Source organism: Streptomyces calvus, from assembly GCF_006782915.1.
Lineage (GTDB): Bacteria > Actinomycetota > Actinomycetes > Streptomycetales > Streptomycetaceae > Streptomyces > Streptomyces calvus.
Genome location: NZ_VCNP01000010.1, coordinates 14,111 through 35,254, shown reverse-complemented (window position 1 = coordinate 35,254; position 21,144 = coordinate 14,111). Strand labels below are relative to the sequence as shown.

Genomic DNA, 21,144 nt, shown 5'->3' with positions numbered 1-21,144 from the left:
ATGCGAACCAAGGCACGACTGATAACCGGCGTCGTCGGCACCACCCTGCTGCTCGGCTGCGTGTCGGCCCCGGCCGTCTCACAGCCCGGCCAGGACGGGAAGCGGGTGCTGGTCTTCTCCAAGACGGCCGGCTTCCGCCACGACTCCATCCCCGAAGGCGTCGCCGCCGTGAAGGCGCTCGGCGAGCGCGGCGGGTTCACCGTCGACGCCACCGAGGACGCCAAGGCGTTCACCTCGGCCAACCTGCGCCGCTACGACGCCGTGGTGTTCCTGTCCACCACTGGCGACGTGCTCGACGCCCGCCAGCAGCGGGCCTTCGAGAGCTACATCAACCGCGGCGGCGCCTACGTCGGCATCCACGCCGCCGCCGACACCGAGTACGACTGGGAGTTCTACGGCGGCCTGGCCGGCGCCTACTTCCACTCGCACCCGGCGATCCAGCCCGCCACCGTCGAGGTCGAGGACCGCGCCCACCCGGCCACCTCGGGACTCGCCCGCACCTGGGAACGCACCGACGAGTGGTACAACTACCGCTCCAACCCGCGGGAACACGCACACGTCCTCGCCTCGCTCGACGAGGAGTCGTACACGGGCGGCACCATGAACGGCGACCACCCGATCGCCTGGTGCCGGAACTACGAAGGCGGCCGCGCCTTCTACACCGGCGGCGGCCACACCAAGGAGTCCTTCGCCGACCCGGCCTTCCGCGACCACCTGCTCGGCGGGATCCGCTGGGCGGTGGGCGACGCCCAGGCCGACTGCCGGCCCGAGAACGGCTACCGGCCGCTGCTCGACGGCACGTCCCTGGACGGCTGGCGGCAGGCGGGGCCCGGCTCCTTCACCCTGTCCGACGACGGCACGCTCACCACGAGCGGCGGCATGGGGATGCTCTGGTACGACCGGCAGAGCTTCGGGTCCTACTCCCTGAAGCTCGACTGGAAGATGGCCAGCGCCTCCGGGGACGACAACTCCGGTGTGTTCGTGGGCTTCCCGCCCTCGGACGACCCCTGGTCGGCCGTCGACAACGGCTACGAGATCCAGATCGACGCCACCGACGTGCCCGAGAAGACCACGGGTTCCGTCTACGGATTCCAGTCCGCCGACCTCGAACGGCGCGACCGGGCGCTGAACCCGCCGGGGGAGTGGAACACCTACGAGATCCGCGTGGAGGGCGAACGCCTGCGCGTGTTCCTCAACGGCGTGCAGATCAACGATTTCACCAACACCGATCCGGCGCGCAGCCTTCGGGACGGACACATCGGCATCCAGAACCACGGTGCCGAGGACCAGGTGTCCTTCCGTGACGTCCGGATCAAGGAACTGCCCGCGACCGCCGACGCCGTGACGGCGCCGGCGGGCCCGCAGGGCGAATGAACGGCGGCGGGCGGGAGACGCCGGACTCCCGCCCGCCGTCATCCACCGGTCCTTCTTCCGTCCGACCGTACGGGGTCCGCTCGGCCCGTCACCCGACGGCAACCGAACGAGCAGTGCGCTGAGCAGTCCGATGAGGAATTCGATGAGGAGGCCGTCCATGCCCGAGTCCCGTCCCGACGCCCGTGTGGGAGTGTGGCTGGTCGGAGCACGCGGCTCCGTCGCCACCACCGTGGTGGCGGGGTGTGCCGCCGTGACCGCCGGGCTGCATCCACCGACGGGCATGGTGACCGAGAGCCCCGTCTTCGCCGACTCCGGCCTGCCGGCCCTGTCGTCCCTCGTCTTCGGCGGGCACGACACCGTCGACTGCCCGCTGCCCAAGCGGGCGGAGGCGCTCGCCGCCGGCGGTGTGCTGCCGCCCGGTCTGCCGTCCGCCGTCGCGGCCGAACTCGCCGCCGCCGACCGGGAGATCCGGCCCGGCGGCCCGGCCGCCGGGGACACCCGCGTCGATGCGGAACTCATCGCCGCCTTCGCCTCCGACATCCGCGACTTCATCACGCGGTGCGGCCTGGAGCGGGCGGTGGTGGTCAACGTCGCCTCCACCGAACCGGCGCCCGTCGGCTCCGCGCTGCCCGCCAGCTCCCTGTACGCGGCGGCCGCCCTCCACGCCGGCTGCCCCTACGTCAACTTCACCCCCTCCACGGGACTGCACCACCCGGCGCTTGCCCCGCTCGTCGAGTCCTCCGGGCTGCCCTACGCGGGCCGCGACGGCAAGACCGGCCAGACCCTGCTGCGCGCCGTGCTCGGCCCGATGTTCGCCCAGCGGGCGCTGACCGTGCGCGCCTGGTCCGGCACGAACCTGCTGGGCGGCGGTGACGGCGCGGCGCTGGCCGACCCGGCCGCCGCGGCGGCGAAGAACGCCGGCAAGGAGCGCGTCCTCGCCGACACCCTCGGCACCGTCCCCGAGGGCGAGGTGCACATCGACGACGTGCCGGCCCTCGGCGACTGGAAGACCGCCTGGGACCACATCGCCTTCGACGGGTTCCTCGGCACCCGCATGATCCTCCAGACCATCTGGCAGGGCTGCGACTCCTCCCTGGCGGCTCCGCTGGTCCTGGACCTGGCCCGCCTGACGGCGCGGGCCCACCAGGCCGGCCTGTCCGGCCCGCTCGCCGAACTCGGCTTCTTCTTCAAGGACCCGGTGGGGGAGGGGCCGGCCGGTCTGGCGGAGCAGTACGCGGAACTGACGGGCCTCGCGCGGCGCCTGCGGGACGCCGACGGCCCCTCCGGCGCGGCGCACGGCAGCGAGGGGGCGCAGTGAGTCCGGTGGAACAGCCGAAGCCCGACAGGGCGACGGACGGCCGGGGGCAGGGAGAAGACGCGTACGGGTCTTCTCCGGCCGCCCCGGCCGCGGACGGGTCGGGCACGGGCGGTCCGGCCGCGAACGGGCAGGGCACGGATGCGTCGGGCACGGACGGGATGGCCGCGCACAGGACGGCATCCGCGGTCGGCCCGGGCGCCGGTCGGCCGGCGCCCGGTGGCCGGGACCGCCGGCGGGCCTGGGCGGAGCTGCTGCGCCTGCCCGCCCTCTTCACCGTCCCCGGTGACGCCCTCGCCGGGGCCGCGGCGGCCGGGATGCGCCCCAACGCCCGTACGCTGCTCGCCATAGGATCCTCCGTCTGCCTCTACGAGGCCGGCATGGCCCTCAACGACTGGGCGGACCGCGCGGAGGACGCCGCCGAACGCCCGCACCGCCCGATCCCCTCCGGCCGCATCCGCCCCGCCGCCGCGTTCACCGCCGCCTGTGCCCTGACCGGAGCGGGACTGGCCCTCGCGGCGCGCGCCGGCCGCCCCGCCCTCACCGTCGCCGCGCCCCTCGCGGCCACCGTCTGGGCGTACGACCTCACGCTCAAGCACACGCCCGCCGGGCCGGCGGCGATGGCCGGCGCCCGTGCGCTGGACCTCCTCCTCGGCGCCGCGGCCACCGGCGGGAGCACCCGGGAGGCGCTGCCCTCCGCGGCCCTCCTCGGCACCCACACCCTCGCCGTCACCACGGTGTCCCGCCAGGAGACCCAGGGCGGTTCCTCCCTGGCGCCGCTCGCGGCCCTGGCCACGACCGGCCTGCTCACCCGGCTGGTCACCAGGCGCGGCCACCGGGCACGGCCGTCGGCCGGCCCGGACCGGGTCCGGACGTCCCACGGGGGCACGCGGCGCCCCGGCCCCGACGCGACCGGCCGCACCCCGTCCTCCCGCACGGAACCGGCCCCGCGCGCCGAGCCGGGCCGCGACCTCGTCACCGGTCTCACCACCGCCCTCGGCGCCGTCTACGCCGCGACCGCCGCACGCCCCTACCTCCACGCCGCCCTCAACCCCTCACCTCCGCTCACCCAACGAGCCGTCGGCGCCGGCATCCGCGCCACCATCCCCCTCCAGGCCGGCCTCGGCGCCCGCACCGGCGCCATCGTCCCCGCCCTGCTGACCGCCGCACTCGCCCCGCTCGGAGCGAGGTTCGCGAGGAAGGTGAGCGTGACATGAAGTCGCCCGACGCCCGCACGTCCGCACCCGCCGCCCTCCGCTTCGGCTACGGCACCAACGGCCTCGCCGACCTCCGGCTCGACGACGCCCTCGCCGTCCTCGCCGACCTCGGCTACGACGGTGTCGGACTCACCCTCGACCACATGCACCTCGACCCGCTCGCCCCGGACCTCGCTGCCCGCACCCGCCGGGTGGCCGGGCGGCTGGACGAGCTCGGCCTGGGCGTCACCGTGGAGACCGGCGCGCGCTATGTGCTCGACCCCCGCCGCAAGCACGGCCCGTCGCTGCTCGACCCGGACCCCGACGACCGCGCCCGCCGCGTCGACCTGCTCGTCCGGGCGGTGCGCGTCGCCGCCGACCTCGGCGCGCACGCCGTGCACTGCTTCAGCGGCATCGTCCCCGACGGCACCGACGAGGACACCGCCTGGAAACGCCTCGCCGAGACCCTCACCCCCGTCCTGGACGCCGCGGCCACCGCCGGCGTGCCGCTCGCCGTCGAACCCGAGCCCGGTCACCTCCTCGCCACCCTCGCCGACTTCCACCACCTGCGCCGCACGCTCGGCGACCCCGGGCCGCTCGGCCTCACCCTGGACATCGGCCACTGCCAGTGCCTGGAACCTCTCCCTCCCGCGGACTGCGTGCGCGACGCCGGCCCCTGGCTGCGCCACGTCCAGATCGAGGACATGCGGCGAGGCGTCCACGAACACCTCCCCTTCGGAGACGGCGAGATCGACTTCCCGCCCGTCCTCGCGGCCCTCGCGGCCACCGGATACCAGGGACTGACCGTCGTCGAACTGCCCCGCCACTCCCACGCGGGCCCGCACTTCGCCGCACACTCCCTGCCCTTCCTGCGCCGTGCCGCCGAGGCCGCGTCGACCACCGCACCGGCCTCCGAGGTCTCCCGCGCCTCCCGCCCCGCCGCCTCGCCCGGTGATCCCTCCGCCACACCCGAAGGGAGAAACACCCCATGACGCGCCCCCGTCCCACTCCGGCCACCCCGGACGCCGACACACCCCGTGAGACCGCCCGCACCCCGGAAGCGGAGGCAGGGGCAGCCGGCGGTCCCGCCCCCGCGCCGCCCGCCGAACTGCGCCGACGGCTCACCGAACGGCTGGACGACACCGCCAGCGCCTGGCTCGACCAGGCCCTGGACGAGGCATCCGCCCATCCCGGCACCCACGGGCCCATCTCCGTGTGGGAGCTGCGCCTGGCCGAGGCCGGCCGCCGCTGCGGCCCCGCCCACGCCGACGCCGCCCGCGTCCTCATCCTGCACGCGGCCCGCGCCGACACCGAGGCGCTCACCCGGGTCTACTTCCAGGGCACCGCCGACGAACGCCGCGCCGTCCTGCACGCCCTGCCGCACCTCGTGACCGGCCCCGACGCCCTCCCCCTCGTCGAGGACGCCCTGCGCACCAACGACACCCGGCTCGTCGCCGCCGCCCTCGGCCCCTACGGCGCCCGCCACCTGGACGCCCACGCCTGGCGGCACGCCGTACTGAAGTGCCTGTTCACCGGCGTCGCTCTCGACCAGGTGGCGGACCTGGCCCGGCGCGCCCGGGGCGACGGCGAACTCGCCCGCATGCTCGGCGACTTCGCCGAGGAGCGCACCGCCGCAGGCCGTCCCGTCCCGGACGACCTGCGCCGGGCGCTGGCCCTCACCGAGTCCGCCACCGGGCCGCACGACACGGACGACCCCCACGGCAAGGAGTCCTGATGCGCATCTTCGACCCCCACATCCACATGACGTCGCGCACCACCGACGACTACGAGGCCATGTACGCCGCGGGCGTCCGCGCCGTCGTCGAGCCGGCCTTCTGGCTCGGCCAGCCCCGCACCTCCCCGGCCTCCTTCCTCGACTACTTCGACTCCCTCCTCGGCTGGGAACCCTTCCGCGCCGCCCAGTACGGCATCGCCCACCACTGCACGCTCGCCCTCAACCCCAAAGAGGCCAACGACCCGCGCTGCACCCCCGTCCTCGACGAACTGCCCCGGTACCTCGTCAAGGACAACGTGGTGGCCGTCGGCGAGATCGGCTACGACTCCATGACCCCGGCCGAGGACACCGCCCTCGCCACCCAGCTCCAGCTCGCCGCCGACCACGGCCTGCCCGCGCTGGTGCACACCCCGCACCGCGACAAGCTCGCCGGGCTGCGCCGCACCCTCGACGTCGTCCGCGAGTCCGCGCTGCCCATGGACCGCGTGCTCGTCGACCACCTCAACGAGACCACCGTCAAGGAGGCCAAGGACAGCGGCTGCTGGCTCGGCTTCTCCGTCTATCCGGACACCAAGATGGACGAGGAGCGGATGGTCGCGATCCTGCGCGACCACGGCCCCGAGAAGGTGCTGGTGAACTCCGCCGCCGACTGGGGCAGGAGCGACCCCCTCAAGACCCGCAAGGTGGGCGACCTGATGCTCGCCGAGGGCTTCACCGAGGACGACGTCGACCAGGTGCTGTGGCGCAACCCCGTCGCCTTCTACGGCCTCAGTGGCCGCCTCGACCTGGGCGTCCCCGCCACGGACGCCACCCACGAGGGCAACTCCATCCTGCGCGGCGGGGCGTGAGCCATGCGCTTCCGCCACCCCGACGGCTCCACCGTCCACCTCGCCTACTGCACCAACGTCCACCCCGCCGAGACCCTCGACGGCGTCCTCGCCCAGCTCCGCGACCACTGCGAGCCCGTCCGCCGCCGGCTCGGCCGGGACAGGCTCGGCATCGGCCTGTGGCTCGCCAAGGACGCCGCCCGCGCCCTGGTCACCGACCCGTCCGCGCTGCGCGCACTGCGCTGCGCACTCGAACAGCGCGGCCTCGAGGTCGTCACCCTCAACGGCTTCCCCTACGAGGGCTTCGGCGCCGAGAAGGTCAAGTACCGTGTGTACAAGCCGGACTGGGCCGACCCCGAACGCCTGGAGCACACCACCGCCCTCGCCCGCGTCCTCGCCGGACTCCTTCCCGACGACGTCACCGAGGGCAGCATCTCCACCCTGCCGCTGGCCTGGCGCACCGCCTGCGACGAGCAGCGCGCGGAGACCGCCCGCACCGCCCTGCGCACCCTCGGCGACCGCCTCGACGCGCTCCAGGAACTGACCGGACGCTCCATCCGCATCGCCCTGGAACCGGAACCCGGCTGTGTCGTCGAGACCACCCGGGACGCCATCGCCCCGCTCACCGGGATCGGCCACCACCGCGTCGGCATCTGCGTCGACACCTGCCATCTCGCCACCTCCTTCGAAGATCCGGACACCGCCCTGGACGACCTCGCCCGGGCCGGTGTGCCCGTGGTCAAGTCCCAGCTCTCCGCCGCCCTGCACGCCGAACAACCCCACCTCCCCGACGTCCGCGAGGCACTCGCCGCGTTCGCCGAGCCCCGCTTCCTGCACCAGACCCGCACGGCCACCGCGGCCGGACTGCGCGGCACCGACGACCTCGACGAGGCCCTGGCCGGCGACACCCTGCCCGACGCGGCACCCTGGCGCGCCCACTTCCACGTCCCGCTGCACGCGGACCCCACCGCGCCCCTCACCTCCACGCTGCCCGTCCTGAAGTCCGCCCTGAGCAGGCTCGTCGGCGGCCCGCACCCGCTCACCCGTCACCTCGAGGTCGAGACCTACACCTGGGAGGCGCTGCCGCCCGAGCTGCGCCCGCGCGGCCGCGGCCGGCTCGCCGACGGCATCGCCGCCGAACTCACCCTCGCCCGCGACCTCCTGACGGACCTCGGCCTGAAGGAACTGCCATGAACACCCCCGAGCCCGCCACCGGCGCCCCCGAGAGCACCACGGCACCCACCCCTCTCCTCGTCCTCGACGTCGTGGGACTCACCCCCCGCCTCCTCGACCACATGCCGCGCCTCAAGGCGCTCGGCCGGTCCGGCTCCCGCGCCCCGCTCGGCACCGTCCTGCCCGCCGTCACCTGCGCCGCCCAGTCCACCTTCCTCACCGGCACCATGCCGTCGGAGCACGGCATCGTCGGCAACGGCTGGTACTTCCGCGAACTCGGCGACGTCCTGCTGTGGCGGCAGCACAACGGCCTGGTCTCCGGCGACAAGCTGTGGGACGCCGCCCGCCGCGCGCACCCCGGCTACACCGTCGCCAACATCTGCTGGTGGTACGCGATGGGCGCCGACACCGACATCACCGTCACCCCCCGCCCGGTCTACTACGCCGACGGCCGCAAGGAACCCGACTGCTACACCCGGCCGGCCGCGCTGCACGACGAACTCACCGAGAAACTCGGCACGTTCCCGCTGTTCCACTTCTGGGGACCCGGCGCCGACCTGGTCTCCAGCCAGTGGATCATCGACGCCACCCGTCACATCATGCGCACCCGGCACCCCGACCTGACGCTCTGCTACCTCCCTCATCTCGACTACGACCTGCAGCGCTTCGGCCCCGACGACCCGCGCTCCCTGAAGGCGGCCGCCGACCTGGACGCCGCGATGGCCCCGCTCCTGGACGACGCCCTGGCCGAGGGCCGTACCGTCGTCGCCCTGTCCGAGTACGGCATCACCCCGGTGAACCGGCCCGTGGACATCAACCGCGCCCTGCGCCGCGCCGGCCTCCTCGAGGTGCACACCCAGGACGGCATGGAGTACCTCGACCCGATGGCCTCCCGCGCCTTCGCGGTCGCCGACCACCAGATCGCCCATGTCTACGTGCGCCGCCCCGAGGACCTCGACGCCACCCGCGCGGCCCTCGAAGGACTGCCGGGCATCGAGACGCTCCTCGACGACGAGGGCAAGAAGACCCACCACCTCGACCACCCGCGCGCCGGCGAACTGGTCGCCGTCGCCGAACCCGACGCCTGGTTCACGTACTACTACTGGCTCGACGACGCCCACGCGCCCGACTTCGCGCAGCTCGTCGAGATCCACCGCAAACCCGGCTACGACCCGGTCGAACTGTTCATGGATCCCCTCGACCCCTACGTCAAGGTCAAGGCGGCCACCGCACTGGCGCGCAAGAAGCTCGGCATGCGCTACCGCATGGCGGTCGTGCCCCTGGATCCGTCACCTATTCGAGGCAGCCACGGCCGCCTCCCTGCGAGCGACGACGACGGTCCGCTCCTCATCTGCTCCACCCCCCGCGCTGTCGGCGACCGCGTCGCGGCCACCGATGTCAAACAACTCCTGCTCCACCTCGCCGGACTCGACTGACGCACCACCGCCCGCCGAGATCCGACTACTGAGAGTGAAACACACGGCACTGACAACGGCCGGTCCCGGCGCCACCGGAACCCGCCACGACCGAGAAGGCAGGCACCCGTGACCCTGTTCTCCGACCCCTCCCGCACCGAGGCGGCCACCGCCTCCGCCGCCCCGGACGAGGGACTGCGCCGCACCCTCGGCGTGAACCGGCGCCGCTTCCTCAGCACCTGCACCGCCGTCGCGGCCGGGGCCGTCGCGGCCCCCGTCTTCGGCGCCCCGCCCGCCCTGGCCCAGGAACAGGGCAGAGACCACGACCACGAGCGCGGCGGCCAGGTGCTGGTCCCTCCGCACAAGCGCGGCATCATCCTCTACACCGTGCGCGACGCCACCGGCCGCGACCCGCTCGCCACCGACCTGCCCTCCGGCTTCCGCGAGGTGTTCAAGCAGCTGGCCCGGCACGGCTACAGCCAGGTGGAGTTCGCCGGCTACCGCCAGCACGCGAACGCGCCCGGCGGCGCCGACCTGGAGACCGTCGAGGGCGCCAAGCTGCTGCGCTCCTGGCTCGACGAGTACGGGCTGCGCGCACAGGGCAACCACGGCTTCATCCCGCCGTCCTGGCCGCTGACCACGGCGGACCTGGACACCTTCAAGAAGCACCTGGAGATCGCCAACATCCTCGGCATGGCGCACATGGGCACCGGCGGCGACCCCACCGGCAGCTCCTACCGCGAGGACTGGGACAGGGCCGCGGAGAAGTGGAACGCCATGGGCGCGATCGCCCGGAGCGCGGGCATCAAGCTCTACACCCACAACCACGACGGCGCCTACGGCTTCCTGCTCGACGGCGGCCCCCTGGACGACCAGGGCCGGCCCACCCGCAGCTCCGGCATCCGCAAGCTGGAGTACTTCCTGGAGGTCACCGACCCGAAGCTCGTCTGGCTGGAGATGGACATCTTCTGGGCGCACGTCGCCCAGTACAAGTTCCGCACGTACACGGCGCACGACGGCTCCACCCGCGAGAACGTCTTCGACCCGGCCGGTCTGGTCTTCCGCAACAACCGGCGCTACCCGCTGTTCCACGCCAAGGACGGCGTCGTCAGCACCACCAACGGCATGGGCTACGAGATGGTGCCCTTCGGAACCGGCGTCATCGACTACACGACGTTCTTCTCACGCGTCGGGCAGCGCAACTACCACAACCCGATGATCGAGGACGACAACTCCCCGAGCGCCACCGACCCCGCGCAGTCGCTGCGCGAGGCCAAGATCAGCTACGACAACCTGGCGGCCCTGCGCAAGCGGCGCCACTGACCCCTACCACGGACCGGGCGGCCCTTTCCCGCGGGGTGCGGGAGGGGCCGCCCGGTCCGTGCCAGGGAAGCTCGTGGTGCGGTGGTTCGACGGCAGGGACGGTGTGCGGCGCCCGGGTTCGCGGGGTCAGGTCGTCTCGTCGCCGAGCGGCTGGGGGTTGGGAGTGATGCGCTTGGTCCTCGACCGCCCCGGCGGGTGCAGGAACAGGGCCATGAAGCCGGCGAAGATCGAGATGGAGCCCGCCAGGCTGAAGGCGCCGTTGTAGCCCCAGGCGCCGACGACCACGGAACCCATGCCCGCGCCCAGACCGGAGACCAGCTTGGAGCTGTAGACCATCCCGTAGTTGGTGGCGTTGTTGTTCTCGCCGAAGTAGTCCGCCGTCAGCGCCGCGAACATCGGGAAGATGGCACCGCCGCCGAAGCCGGAGACGGCGGAGAAGACCAGGAACAGCGGCAGGTTCTTGATCTCGGCCGCCCAGATGATGCCGAACTGGGCGAGGCCCAGGATGGCGCACACGTAGAGCAGGCACTGCTTGCGGCCGTAGAGGTCGGAGAGCCAGCCGATGACGCCGCGCCCGGTGCCGTTGACGATCGCCTTCAGCGACATCGCCGTGGCCACGATCCCGGCCGCGAAACCCGCTTCCTCACCGATGTCGACCTGGAAGGCGATGCCGAAGATGTTCACGCCGGAGGTGCAGGCGAGACAGAACCACATCAGCGCCACCCGGCCGGTCCTCCAGGCCTCCATCGGGGAGTACTGCTTGACGGCCGGCGGGTTCTTCGCCAGCGAACGCCGGGCCCGCGGGTCGTCCGGCGGGTTCAGCGGGTCGACGGACGCCGGCCACCAGTTCTTCGGCGGGTCCCGGAAGTAGAAGCCGGCGACGGCCACCGTCGCGGCGAGGAAGACGCCCGCCGAGACCAGCACCCAGCGGAAGTTGGAGCCGTCCATGTAGCCGTGGAAGATGAAGACGAACGGCACCGAGCCGTAGGCGAAACCGCCGTTGACGAAGCCGGTCTTGCCGCCCCGGCGCTCCGGGTACCACTTGCCGACCATGTTGACGCAGGTGGCGTACACCATGCCCGCGCCCATGCCGCTGAACATGCCGAACCCGATGAAGGCGACCACGACATGCGGCGCGAACGCCAGCGACAGATAGCCGAGCAGCGTGCCGAGCGAGCCCAGCATCATCGCCCAGCGCGCCGGCAGCTTGCCGTTCTCACGCAGCCGTCCCGCCGGAAAAGCGACCGCGGCCTGGCAGAACACCCAGACGGTCATCATCCAGTAGATGCTGCCGCTGGACCAGTGGTGCGCCTCGTGGAGCGTGTCCTCGGCGGACGCGAACGCGTACTCGGCGGAGGAGATGCCCATCATGCCGATCCAGGGCAGGATCACCATCCACTTGCGCTTGCGCCCCATGATGTCGATGTCGGACTCACCGACGCGGTAGACGCGTCCGTTCTTGTCGGTCACCTCCCGATAGGCGGCGACCCGTGTAACGTCAGTGGTTGTCACGTTGTTGCACCCCTTGCGTCGAAAGTTCTGGCCAGCGCCCCCTGTCCAATGCCTTTCGTGCGCGCTCGGGTCCCGGGGCCGGCCGGCGCGCACCGCCGCCCGGCCCCCGGTCGCTCACCTCATGAACCGCCCCCCATCAGCCCGGCCGAGCGCGCCCAGCGGTACTTCGCGCCGAGCACGGCCACCGGCTTCTCGGTCGTGTACGGGTACGCCACGACACCGCGTTCGAAGAGGTACTGGCACGCCTCCTCGACCTCCACGTCACCGGCCAGCGACGCCACCACCGGCTTGGCGATCCCCCGCTCGCGGAACTCGGCCACCACGCGCGCGGTGAGTTCGGCGAACACCATGGGCGGCGTGACGATCGTGTGCCAGTAGCCGAGCACCAGCGCGTGGATCCGCGGGTCCTCCAGCCCGAGCCGGATCGTCGCCTCGTACGTCGACGGCGGCTCCCCGCCGGTGATGTCCACCGGATTGCCCGCGGCCCCGAACGGCGGGATGAACTCCCGGAACGCCGCGTCCAGGTCGGCCGGGATCTCCATCAGCGACAGCCCGTTGTCCGTCACCGCGTCCGACAGCAGCACCCCGCTGCCGCCCGCCCCGGTGATGATCACGACGTTGTCGCCCTGCGGGGTGGGCAGCACCGGCAGCGCACGCGCGTACTCCAGCATGTCGTTCAGCCCCGGCGCCCGGATGACGCCGGCCTGCCTGAGGATGTCGTCGTACACGGCGTCGTCGCCGGCCAGGGCGCCGGTGTGCGAGCCGGCGGCCTTCGCACCCGCCGCCGTACGCCCCGCCTTCAGCACCACGACCGGCTTCTTCGGCACGGTCGCCCGCGCGGCCTCGACGAAGGCGCGGCCGTCCTTGAGGTCCTCCAGGTGCATCGCGATGCACTCGGTGTGCGGGTCCTCGCCGAACCAGGTCAGCAGGTCGTCCTCGTCCAGGTCCGACTTGTTGCCCAGCCCGACGATCGCCGAGACACCCGTCTTCGTGGTCCGCGCGAACCCCAGGATCGCCATCCCGATGCCGCCCGACTGACTGGTCAGCGCCACCCCGCCCTTGACGTCGTAGGGCGTGCAGAACGTGGCGCACAGGTCCTGCCACGTCGAGTAGTAGCCGTAGATGTTGGGTCCCAGCAACCGGGTGCCGTGCCGCTCGGCGATCTCCACGATCTCCGCCTGGAGTTCGTGCTCACCGGTCTCCGCGAACCCGGAGGGAATGAGCACGGCGTTCGGGATCCGCTTGCGCCCCACCTCCTCGAGCGCCGAGGCCACGAACCTGGCGGGTATCGCGAAGACCGCCACATCCACCTCACCGGGAACGTCGGTGACACTCTTGTACGCCTTGCGGCCCAGAATGTCATCGGCCTTGGGGTTCACCGGGTGGATCTCCCCGGCGAAGCCGCCGTCGAGGAGGTTGCGCATCACCGAGTTGCCGATCTTGCCGGTCTCGTTCGACGCGCCGATCACCGCGACCGAACGCGGCTGCATCAGCCGTCGCATGGAGGCGAGGATCTCCTCGCGCGCGTAGCGGCGCCGCTCCTTTCTCTTCTCCGTGGAGAGGATCACGCGGATGTCGGCCGCGACGGCTCCGTCCGCCGTCGCGATCACCGGGTTGAGGTCCACGTCGGCGATCTCCGGGAAGTCCGCGACGAGTTGCGACACACGGCGGATCTGCTCGGCGAGTGCCCACCGGTCCACGCCCCGCTGCCCGCGCACACCCCGCAGGACCTCGGCCGCCCGGACGGAGTCCAGCATCGACAGCGCCTCGTCGGCGTCCACCGGCGCCAGCCGGAACGTGACGTCCTTCAGCACCTCGACCAGCACCCCGCCGAGCCCGAACGCCACCACCTTCCCGAACGTCGGGTCGGTCACCGCGCCGACGATGACCTCCTGCCCCTTCGGCAGCAGCTCCTGCACCTGCACACCGTCGATGCGCGCCTGCGGTGCGTAGGCCCGCGCGTTCTCCACGATCCGGCAGAACGCCGCCCGTACCTCCCCGGCGCCCTCCACGCCGACGACCACACCACCGGCGTCGGTCTTGTGCAGGATGTCCGGCGACACGATCTTCATCACGACGGGCCCGCCGAACCGCGCCGCGCACGCCACGGCCTCGTCGACGTCGGTCGCCAACTCCTCGCCCGGTACGGCGATTCCGTACGCGTCGGCGATCACCTTGCCCTCGGGCGCGGTCAGGGCGGTCCGCCCCTCGGCGCGCACCGCGTCCAGCAGCGCGCGCACCCTGAGCGTGCGGTCCTCGGCCATCACGTCAGATCACTCCGTTCGACTTGAGCAGGCGCAGCTCCTCGTCCCCGAGGCCGAGTTCGCCGACGTAGACCTCTTCGTTGTGCTCGCCGAGCAGCGGGGAGGCGGTCACGTCCACGGGCGAGTCGGAGAGCTTCAGCGGGCTGCCGACGGTGACGAACTCACCGCGCTCGGGATGCGGGACGGTGACCACCATCTCGTTGGCGACCAGCGAGGAGTCCTCGATGATCTCCTTGGTGGACAGGATCGGCCCGCACGGGATGTTGTGCGCGTTCAGCCGCTCCAGCACCTCCCACTTGGGCAGCGTCGAGGACCACTCCTCGATCAGCTGGAACATCTTGTTCAGCTTGGGCAGCCGCGCCTCCGGCGTCGCCCACTCCGGGTCGTCGGCCAGCTCGGGCCGGCCGATGAGTTCGCTGATCGGCTTCCAGCCGACGGGCTGCACGATGACGTACACGTAGTCGTTCGGGCCGCCCGGCGCGCACTGGACGGCCCAGCCGGGCTGGCCGCCGCCGGAGGCGTTCCCGGACCGGGGAACCTCGTCGCCGAAGTCCTCGTTGGGATATTCGGCGAGTGGGCCATGGGTCAGGCGCTGCTGGTCGCGCAGCTTCACCCGGCAGAGGTTGAGCACCGCGTGCTGCATGGCCACGTTCACCCGCTGCCCGCGCCCGGTGCGCTCCCGCTGGAAGAGGGCGGCGAGAATGCCGGCCACCGCGTGCACACCCGTGCCCGAGTCCCCGATCTGGGCGCCCGTCGCCAGCGGCGGCCCGTCCTCGAAGCCGGTGGTCGACATCGACCCGCCCATGGCCTGCGCGACGACCTCGTACGCCTTGAAGTTGGTGTACGGGCCCTCGCCGAACCCCTTGATGGAGGCGTAGACGATCCGTGGATTGATCTCCTGGATGCGGTCCCAGGTGAAGCCCATCCGGTCGACCGCGCCGGGACCGAAGTTCTCGACCATGACGTCCGAACGCCGGATCAGCTCGGTGAGGATCTCCTTGCCGCGGTCTGTCTTGGTGTTGAGGGTGATGCTGCGCTTGTTGCAGTTGAGCATCGTGAAGTAGAGCGAGTCGACGTCCGGCAGGTCGCGCAGCTGCTTGCGCGTGATGTCGCCGGTCGGCGCCTCCAGCTTGACGACGTCCGCGCCGAGCCAGGCCAGCAGCTGGGTCGCGGAGGGACCGGACTGGACATGCGTCATGTCCAGGACGCGGATGCCCTCAAGTGCCTTGGCGGTGCGCGTGTTCGTGGCGGTCTCGGTGGTCACCCAGGTCACCTCACTTGTACATGGTCTGGTTCATGGTTCCGGGGGCGTACGCGTCGGGGTCCACCCAGACGTTGATCAGCGACGGCTTGCCGGATTCGCGGGCGCGGCGCAGCGCGGGGCCGATGTCGGCGGGGTCGCGGACCTCCTCGCCGTGACCGCCCAGCATCCGCGCGAACTCGTCGTACCGGACGTCGCCGAGGGTGTTGCCGACCCGTTCGCGCTCCTTGCCGTACTTGGCGGCCTGGCCGTAACGGATCTGGTTCATCGAGGAGTTGTTGCCGACGATGCCGACGAACGGCAGGTCGTAGCGGACCAGGGTCTCGAAGTCCCAGCCGGTGAGCGAGAAGGCGCCGTCGCCGAAGAGCGCGACGACCTCCTTGTCGGGCCGTGCCTGCTTGGCGGCCAGCACGAAGGGGATACCGACGCCGAGGGTGCCGAGCGGTCCCGGGTCCATCCAGTGGCCCGGCGACTTGGGCTGCACGACCTGCCCGGAGAAGGTGACGATGTCGCCGCCGTCGCCGATGTAGATCGAGTCCTCGGTGAGGAAGTCGTTGATCTCGCTGACCAGCCGGTACGGGTGGATCGGTGAGGCGTCCGACCTGAGCTGCGGCAGCCGCTTCTCCAGCGCGGTCTGCTCGGCCGCGCGCAGCTCGTCCAGCCACTCCTTGCGCCGGGACGCGCCGCCGTTGACCCGCCCGGAGGCCGCCTCGGTCACCGACTTCAGCACCAGCCCGGCGTCGCCGACGATGCCGAGGTCGATGTCGCGGTTCTTGCCGACGGTGCGGTAGTCGAGGTCGATCTGCACGACGGTCGCGTCGGGGGAGAGCCGCTTGCCGTAGCCCATGCGGAAGTCGAAGGGCGTACCGACGATCACGATGACGTCGGCGCCCGAGAAGGCGTACCGGCGCGACAGCTGGAAGTGGTGCGGGTCGCCGGGCGGCAGCGTGCCGCGTCCCGCGCCGTTCATGTACGCGGGGACGTCGAGGGTGCGCACCAGCTCGATGGCCGCCTCGGTGCCGCGGGTCGTCCACACCTGGCTGCCGAGCAGGATCGCCGGCTTCTCGGCGTGCACCAGCAGGTCGGCGAGCTTCTCGATCGCCTCGGGGTCGCCGGGCGAGCGGGTGGAGGCCCGGTAGGCGCCCTGCTGCGGCACGCGCGCCCTGGACACGGGCACCTTCGCGTCGAGCACGTCGCGCGGGATCTCCAGGAAGGAGGGTCCCGGGGCGCCGTGGTAGCACTCGCGGAACGCCATCGACACCATGTCCGCCGCGCGCGCCGTGTCCGGCACGCTCGCCGCGAACTTGGTGATGGGGTTCATCATGTCGACGTGCGGCAGGTCCTGCAGCGACCCCATCTTGTGCTGCGTCAGCGCCCCCTGACCGCCGATCAGCAGCATCGGGGACTCCGCGCGGAAGGCGTTGGCGACGCCGGTGACGGCGTCGGTCGTCCCCGGTCCCGCGGTGACGACCGCGCAGCCGGGCTTGCCGGTGACCCGCGCGTAACCGTCGGCGGCATGGGCGGCCACCTGTTCGTGCCGTACGTCGACGACCTCGATGCCCTCGTCGACGCAGCCGTCGTAGATGTCGATGATGTGGCCGCCGCACAGCGTGTAGATGCGGTCGACGCCCTCGGCCTTGAGGGCCTTGGCGACGAGGTGACCGCCGGAGATGACGTCCTGGGTGTCGTCGGGCATGGCGAAGTCCTTGTCCCTTCCTAGGGGGCGGGGAACGCTTTCGCAGTACATTGCATACAGTCGACGAATACTGTATGAAGCTTGTTATCCCGCATCCGATGGGTGGTGTCCAGGGGGTGCGCGGCATTTTCGGTCGTCGGACTCCGGCCACTCGCGGACCTTCCGGCGACTTCCAGACAGGAGCCGAGATGGACCTGTACGAACACCAGGCAAGGGAACTCTTCGAGGAACACGGCATCGTGGTGCCGCGGGCCGAGGTCACCGACTCGCCCCGGCAGGCCCGCGAGATCGCCCGCCGGCTCGGCGGCCGCGTCGTCGTCAAAGCCCAGGTCAGGACCGGCGGCCGCGGCAAGGCGGGCGGCGTCGGGCTCGCCGCCGACCCGGCCGCGGCGGAACTGACGGCACGCCGGATCCTCGGCATGGACATCAAGGGCCACACGGTCGGCACGGTGATGCTGGCCCAGCCCGTCGACATCGAGGAGGAGTTCTACGTCTCCTACGTCCTCGACCGCGCGGCCGGCTGCTTCCTCGCGATCGCCTCCGCCGAGGGCGGCATGGACATCGAGGAGGTCGCCGCGACCCGCCCCGAGGCCGTGGCCCGCGTCCCCGTCGACCCGGCCGAGGGCGTCACCTCGGCGACCGCGGCCCGTATCGCCGAGGCCGCCGGACTGCCACCGCAGACCGTCGACGTCCTCGTCCGGCTGTGGGAGGTCCTCGTCCGGGAGGACGCCCTGCTCGTCGAGGTCAACCCCCTCGCCCGCACCCGCGACGGCCGCATCACGGCCCTCGACGGCAAGGTCACCCTGGACGACAACGCGACCTTCCGCCAGGCGCGTTGGGGAACCGGGCACAGCACCCACCACGACCCGCTGGAGGCCGCCGCGGCCGCCAAGGGCATCGACTACGTCAAGCTCGACGGCGAGGTCGGCATCATCGGCAACGGCGCCGGACTCGTCATGTCGACGCTCGACGTGGTCGCCGGCTGCGGAGCCCGCCCCGCCAACTTCCTCGACATCGGCGGCGGCGCCTCGGCGCAGGTCATGGCGGACGGCCTGTCGGTCGTCCTCTCCGACCCGTCCGTGAAGTCCGTCCTCGTCAACGTCTTCGGCGGCATCACCGCCTGCGACGCGGTCGCCGACGGCATCGTCCGCGCCCTGGACACCGTCCGCCTCACCAAACCGCTCGTCGTACGCCTCGACGGCAACAACGCGGCCCGGGGACGGGCCGTCCTCGACGCGTACGCGCACCCGCTCGTCGAACAGGCCACCACCATGGACGGCGCCGCCGAACGGGCCGCCCGACTCGCCACCACACCCTGAGGAGAGCGGACGACATGGCCATCCACCTCACCAAGGAGAGCAAGGTCCTCGTGCAGGGCATGACCGGCGGCGAGGGCATGAAGCACACCCGGCGGATGCTCGCCGCCGGCACCGACGTCGTCGGCGGCGTCAACCCGCGCAAGGCCGGCCGCAGCGTCGACTTCGACGACCGCCGGGTGCCCGTCTTCGGCTCGGTCGCCGAGGGCATGGACGCGACGGGAGCCGACGTCACCGTCGTCTTCGTGCCGCCCGCCTTCGCCAAGTACGCCGTCACCGAGGCCGCCGACGCCGGCATCGGCCTCGCGGTCGTCATCACCGAGGGCATCCCCGTCCACGACTCCGTCGCCTTCATCGCCCACGCCCGGACCCGGGGCACCCGCGTCATCGGCCCCAACTGCCCCGGCCTGATCAGCCCCGGACAGTCCAACGCCGGCATCATCCCGGCCGACATCACCAAGCCCGGCCGCATCGGCCTGGTCTCCAAGTCCGGCACCCTCACCTACCAACTCATGTACGAGCTGCGGGACACCGGCTTCTCCACCTGCGTCGGCATCGGCGGCGACCCCGTCGTCGGCACCACCCACATCGACTGCCTGGCCGCCTTCCAGGACGACCCCGACACCGACCTGATCGTCCTCATCGGCGAGATCGGCGGCGACGCCGAGGAACGCGCGGCCGCCTACGTCCGCGACCACGTCACCAAGCCCGTCGTCGGCTACATCGCCGGATTCACCGCACCCGAGGGCCGCACCATGGGCCACGCCGGCGCGATCGTCTCCGGATCCTCCGGTACGGCGCAGGCGAAGAAGGAAGCGCTGGAGGCGGCCGGAGTCAGAGTCGGCGACACGCCCACGGAGACGGCACGACAGGTCCTCGCCGTACTGAACGCAAGCCGCTGACCCCACCCGGCCCCTTTGACGGGCACCCCTTGTCTCTCGACCGTGCACCGAGAGCGGAGCGACCGCATGCCACCACCCACCCTCACCCACAAATCCGGCACCTCCTGGACCGACGCCTGGCAGCGCTGCCTCGCCGTCGCCCCCGAGGCCTTCCGGGACGACCGCGTCCTCAACCTCTGGAACGCCACCTGGCAGGCCGACGGCCGGACCCTGCCCGCCGTCAGCCCCGTCGACGGCACCCCCGTGGCGGGCCCGCCACGCCTGGACCGGGCCACCGCCCGGCAGGCCGTGCGCGCCGCGCTCGACCAGCACCGCGCCTGGCGGCACATCCCGCTGCCGGAGCGCCGGGCCCGCGTCGCGGCCACCCTCGACGCCCTCACCCAGCACCGGCACCTGCTCGCCCTCCTCCTCGTCTGGGAGATCGGCAAGCCCTGGCGGCTCGCCCAGGCGGACGTCGACCGCGCCATCGACGGCGTGCGCTGGTACGTCGACGGCATCGACGACATGCTCGACGGCCGGGCCCCGCTCGACGGACCCGTCTCCAACATCGCCAGCTGGAACTACCCGATGAGCGTGCTGGTCCACGCCATGCTGGTACAGGCACTGGCGGGCAACGCGGTCATCGCCAAGACACCGACCGACGGCGGCGTCGCCTGCCTCACCCTGGCCTCGGCGCTCGCCGCCCGCGAGGGCATCCCCGTCACCCTCGTCAGCGGCGGCGGAGGCGAACTGTCCGAGGCGCTGGTGCGGGCACCCGAGATCGGCTGCGTCTCCTTCGTCGGCGGCCGCGACACCGGCGCCGCAGTCGCCACCGCGGTCGCCGACCTCGGCAAGCGGCACATCCTCGAACAGGAAGGCCTCAACACCTGGGGCATCTGGAACCACTCCGACTGGGACGCGCTCGCCGCGGTGATCCCGAAACTCTTCGACTACGGCAAACAGCGCTGCACGGCCTACCCGCGCTTCGTCGTCCAACGCAGCCTCTTCGACGCGTTCCTCGCCGCCTACCTCCCCGCCGTCCGCACGCTCCGCGTCGGACACCCCCTCGCCGTCGAACACCCCGACGACCCGTACCCGGCCCTGGACTTCGGCCCGGTGATCAACGCGGCCAAGGCGAAGGAACTGCACGACCAGGTCGCCGAGGCCGTCGACCGGGGCGCCGTCCCGCTGCACCGGGGCACCCCGGCCGACGCCCGCTTCCTGCCCGGCCAGGACACCTCGGCGTACGTCCAGCCCGTCACCCTGCTCAACCCGCCCCGCTCCTCCCCGCTGCACCACGCGGAACCGTTCGGCCCGGTCGACACCATCGTCCTGGTCGACACCGAGGCGGAACTGCTGGCCGCCATGAACGCGTCCAACGGCGCCCTGGTGGCCACCCTGTCCACGGACGACCGGGCCACCTACGAGCGGCTGGCCCCGCACATCCGCGCCTTCAAGGTCGGCCACGGCGTGCCCCGCTCCCGCGGCGACCGCGACGAACTGTTCGGCGGCTTCGGCGCGTCCTGGCGCGGCGCGTTCGTCGGCGGCGAACTACTGGTCCGCGCCGTCACCCGCGGCCCGGCGGGGGAGCGGCTTCCGGGCAACTTCCCGGAGTACCACCTCATGCCGTGACCGCCACTTCCCGTGTCCGGCCGGCCCGGCATCCGGCCGGACACGGCATCCGGCCGGTCCCTGCCTCCCGGAACCCTGGCCTCCGGCCCGGCTTCGCGTGTCCGGTCCCCTGGCCTCCGGCCCGGCTTCCCGTGTCCGGCCCCTTGCCTCCGGCTCCGGCCCGGCCTTCCGTGTCCAGCCGGACACGTACCGTGCCCCCCGGACGGTCCGGAGCCCACCGGCTC

At 72.2% G+C, this 21,144-nt stretch carries 16 protein-coding genes; 12 read left to right on the top strand and 4 right to left on the bottom strand.

Features of this window, described 5'->3' with window-relative positions; translation table 11 throughout:
• The 9 genes from FGW31_RS34905 to FGW31_RS04400 all read left to right on the top strand — a co-directional run bounded on the left by FGW31_RS34905 (nucleotide 1) and on the right by FGW31_RS04400 (nucleotide 10,358).
• Nucleotides 1-1,374 (top strand): ThuA domain-containing protein, encoded by a 1,374-nt coding sequence (locus FGW31_RS34905; RefSeq protein ID WP_161175297.1) that lies wholly within the window; start codon nucleotides 1-3, stop codon nucleotides 1,372-1,374.
• Between the two features lie 157 nt (nucleotides 1,375-1,531).
• On the top strand, nucleotides 1,532-2,692 hold the full coding sequence (locus tag FGW31_RS04435; RefSeq protein ID WP_142192011.1) for an inositol-3-phosphate synthase: 1,161 nt from the start codon (nucleotides 1,532-1,534) through the stop codon (nucleotides 2,690-2,692).
• 158 nt (nucleotides 2,693-2,850) lie between these two features.
• Nucleotides 2,851-3,906, top strand: a complete 1,056-nt coding sequence (locus tag FGW31_RS04430) for an SCO3242 family prenyltransferase (RefSeq protein ID WP_142192010.1) — start codon at nucleotides 2,851-2,853, stop codon at nucleotides 3,904-3,906.
• Entirely contained in the window at nucleotides 3,903-4,877 is a 975-nt protein-coding gene (locus FGW31_RS04425; RefSeq protein ID WP_142192009.1) for a sugar phosphate isomerase/epimerase family protein, read from the top strand. The genes FGW31_RS04430 and FGW31_RS04425 overlap by 4 nt, the downstream gene beginning before the upstream one ends.
• Nucleotides 4,874-5,620 (top strand): EboA domain-containing protein, encoded by a 747-nt coding sequence (locus tag FGW31_RS04420; protein WP_142192008.1) that lies wholly within the window; start codon nucleotides 4,874-4,876, stop codon nucleotides 5,618-5,620. The genes FGW31_RS04425 and FGW31_RS04420 overlap by 4 nt, the downstream gene beginning before the upstream one ends.
• Complete coding sequence (locus FGW31_RS04415) at nucleotides 5,620-6,468, top strand: TatD family hydrolase (RefSeq protein WP_142192007.1); 849 nt, start codon at nucleotides 5,620-5,622, stop codon at nucleotides 6,466-6,468. The genes FGW31_RS04420 and FGW31_RS04415 overlap by 1 nt, the downstream gene beginning before the upstream one ends.
• 3 nt (nucleotides 6,469-6,471) lie before the next feature.
• Nucleotides 6,472-7,641 (top strand): metabolite traffic protein EboE, encoded by a 1,170-nt coding sequence (eboE, locus tag FGW31_RS04410; protein WP_142192006.1) that lies wholly within the window; start codon nucleotides 6,472-6,474, stop codon nucleotides 7,639-7,641.
• On the top strand, nucleotides 7,638-9,056 hold the full coding sequence (locus FGW31_RS04405) for a nucleotide pyrophosphatase/phosphodiesterase family protein (RefSeq protein ID WP_142192005.1): 1,419 nt from the start codon (nucleotides 7,638-7,640) through the stop codon (nucleotides 9,054-9,056). The genes eboE and FGW31_RS04405 overlap by 4 nt, the downstream gene beginning before the upstream one ends.
• 108 nt (nucleotides 9,057-9,164) lie before the next feature.
• The gene (locus FGW31_RS04400) at nucleotides 9,165-10,358 is read left to right on the top strand and encodes a sugar phosphate isomerase/epimerase family protein (RefSeq protein WP_142192004.1); all 1,194 of its coding nucleotides are present in this window, start codon (nucleotides 9,165-9,167) and stop codon (nucleotides 10,356-10,358) included.
• A 126-nt stretch (nucleotides 10,359-10,484) separates the two neighbouring features.
• Here the strand turns inward: FGW31_RS04400 and FGW31_RS04395 are convergent, their stop codons facing one another.
• From FGW31_RS04395 to FGW31_RS04380, 4 genes are all read right to left on the bottom strand, one after another.
• Complete coding sequence (locus FGW31_RS04395) at nucleotides 10,485-11,870, bottom strand: OFA family MFS transporter (RefSeq protein ID WP_142192003.1); 1,386 nt, start codon at nucleotides 11,868-11,870, stop codon at nucleotides 10,485-10,487.
• A gap of 119 nt (nucleotides 11,871-11,989) precedes the next feature.
• Nucleotides 11,990-14,134: an acetate--CoA ligase family protein gene (locus FGW31_RS04390; protein ID WP_142192002.1), complete on the bottom strand. Its 2,145-nt coding sequence runs from the start codon at nucleotides 14,132-14,134 to the stop codon at nucleotides 11,990-11,992.
• Nucleotides 14,135-14,138: 4 nt separating this feature from the next.
• Entirely contained in the window at nucleotides 14,139-15,407 is a 1,269-nt protein-coding gene (frc, locus tag FGW31_RS04385; protein ID WP_373303387.1) for a formyl-CoA transferase, read from the bottom strand.
• A 1-nt stretch (nucleotide 15,408) separates the two neighbouring features.
• Nucleotides 15,409-17,091 carry a thiamine pyrophosphate-binding protein gene (locus FGW31_RS04380; RefSeq protein ID WP_142192000.1) on the bottom strand — a complete coding sequence of 561 codons (1,683 nt, stop codon included), beginning with the start codon at nucleotides 17,089-17,091 and terminating at the stop codon, nucleotides 15,409-15,411.
• Nucleotides 17,092-17,279: 188 nt separating this feature from the next.
• On the opposite strand from FGW31_RS04380, the gene sucC reads away from it, so the two are divergent.
• From sucC to FGW31_RS04365, 3 genes are all read left to right on the top strand, one after another.
• Entirely contained in the window at nucleotides 17,280-18,410 is a 1,131-nt protein-coding gene (gene sucC, locus FGW31_RS04375; protein WP_142191999.1) for an ADP-forming succinate--CoA ligase subunit beta, read from the top strand.
• A 14-nt stretch (nucleotides 18,411-18,424) separates the two neighbouring features.
• A complete protein-coding gene (gene sucD, locus FGW31_RS04370) occupies nucleotides 18,425-19,309 on the top strand; it encodes a succinate--CoA ligase subunit alpha (RefSeq protein WP_142191998.1) in 885 nt (294 codons plus the stop codon).
• Nucleotides 19,310-19,375: 66 nt separating this feature from the next.
• Nucleotides 19,376-20,920: an aldehyde dehydrogenase family protein gene (locus FGW31_RS04365; protein ID WP_142191997.1), complete on the top strand. Its 1,545-nt coding sequence runs from the start codon at nucleotides 19,376-19,378 to the stop codon at nucleotides 20,918-20,920.
• The last annotated feature ends 224 nt before the right edge of the window (nucleotides 20,921-21,144 follow it).

Bases quoted from the DNA above. Each gene is read 5' to 3' on its own strand.
- FGW31_RS34905 (WP_161175297.1), top strand. From the start codon at position 1: ATGCGAACCAAGGCACGACTGATAACCGGCGTCGTCGGCACCACCCTG.
- FGW31_RS04435 (WP_142192011.1), top strand. From the start codon at position 1,532: ATGCCCGAGTCCCGTCCCGACGCCCGTGTGGGAGTGTGGCTGGTCGGA.
- FGW31_RS04430 (WP_142192010.1), top strand. From the start codon at position 2,851: ATGGCCGCGCACAGGACGGCATCCGCGGTCGGCCCGGGCGCCGGTCGG.
- FGW31_RS04425 (WP_142192009.1), top strand. From the start codon at position 3,903: ATGAAGTCGCCCGACGCCCGCACGTCCGCACCCGCCGCCCTCCGCTTC.
- FGW31_RS04420 (WP_142192008.1), top strand. From the start codon at position 4,874: ATGACGCGCCCCCGTCCCACTCCGGCCACCCCGGACGCCGACACACCC.
- FGW31_RS04415 (WP_142192007.1), top strand. From the start codon at position 5,620: ATGCGCATCTTCGACCCCCACATCCACATGACGTCGCGCACCACCGAC.
- eboE (WP_142192006.1), top strand. From the start codon at position 6,472: ATGCGCTTCCGCCACCCCGACGGCTCCACCGTCCACCTCGCCTACTGC.
- FGW31_RS04405 (WP_142192005.1), top strand. From the start codon at position 7,638: ATGAACACCCCCGAGCCCGCCACCGGCGCCCCCGAGAGCACCACGGCA.
- FGW31_RS04390 (WP_142192002.1), bottom strand. From the start codon at position 14,134: ATGGCCGAGGACCGCACGCTCAGGGTGCGCGCGCTGCTGGACGCGGTG.
- FGW31_RS04380 (WP_142192000.1), bottom strand. From the start codon at position 17,091: ATGCCCGACGACACCCAGGACGTCATCTCCGGCGGTCACCTCGTCGCC.
- sucC (WP_142191999.1), top strand. From the start codon at position 17,280: ATGGACCTGTACGAACACCAGGCAAGGGAACTCTTCGAGGAACACGGC.
- sucD (WP_142191998.1), top strand. From the start codon at position 18,425: ATGGCCATCCACCTCACCAAGGAGAGCAAGGTCCTCGTGCAGGGCATG.
- FGW31_RS04365 (WP_142191997.1), top strand. From the start codon at position 19,376: ATGCCACCACCCACCCTCACCCACAAATCCGGCACCTCCTGGACCGAC.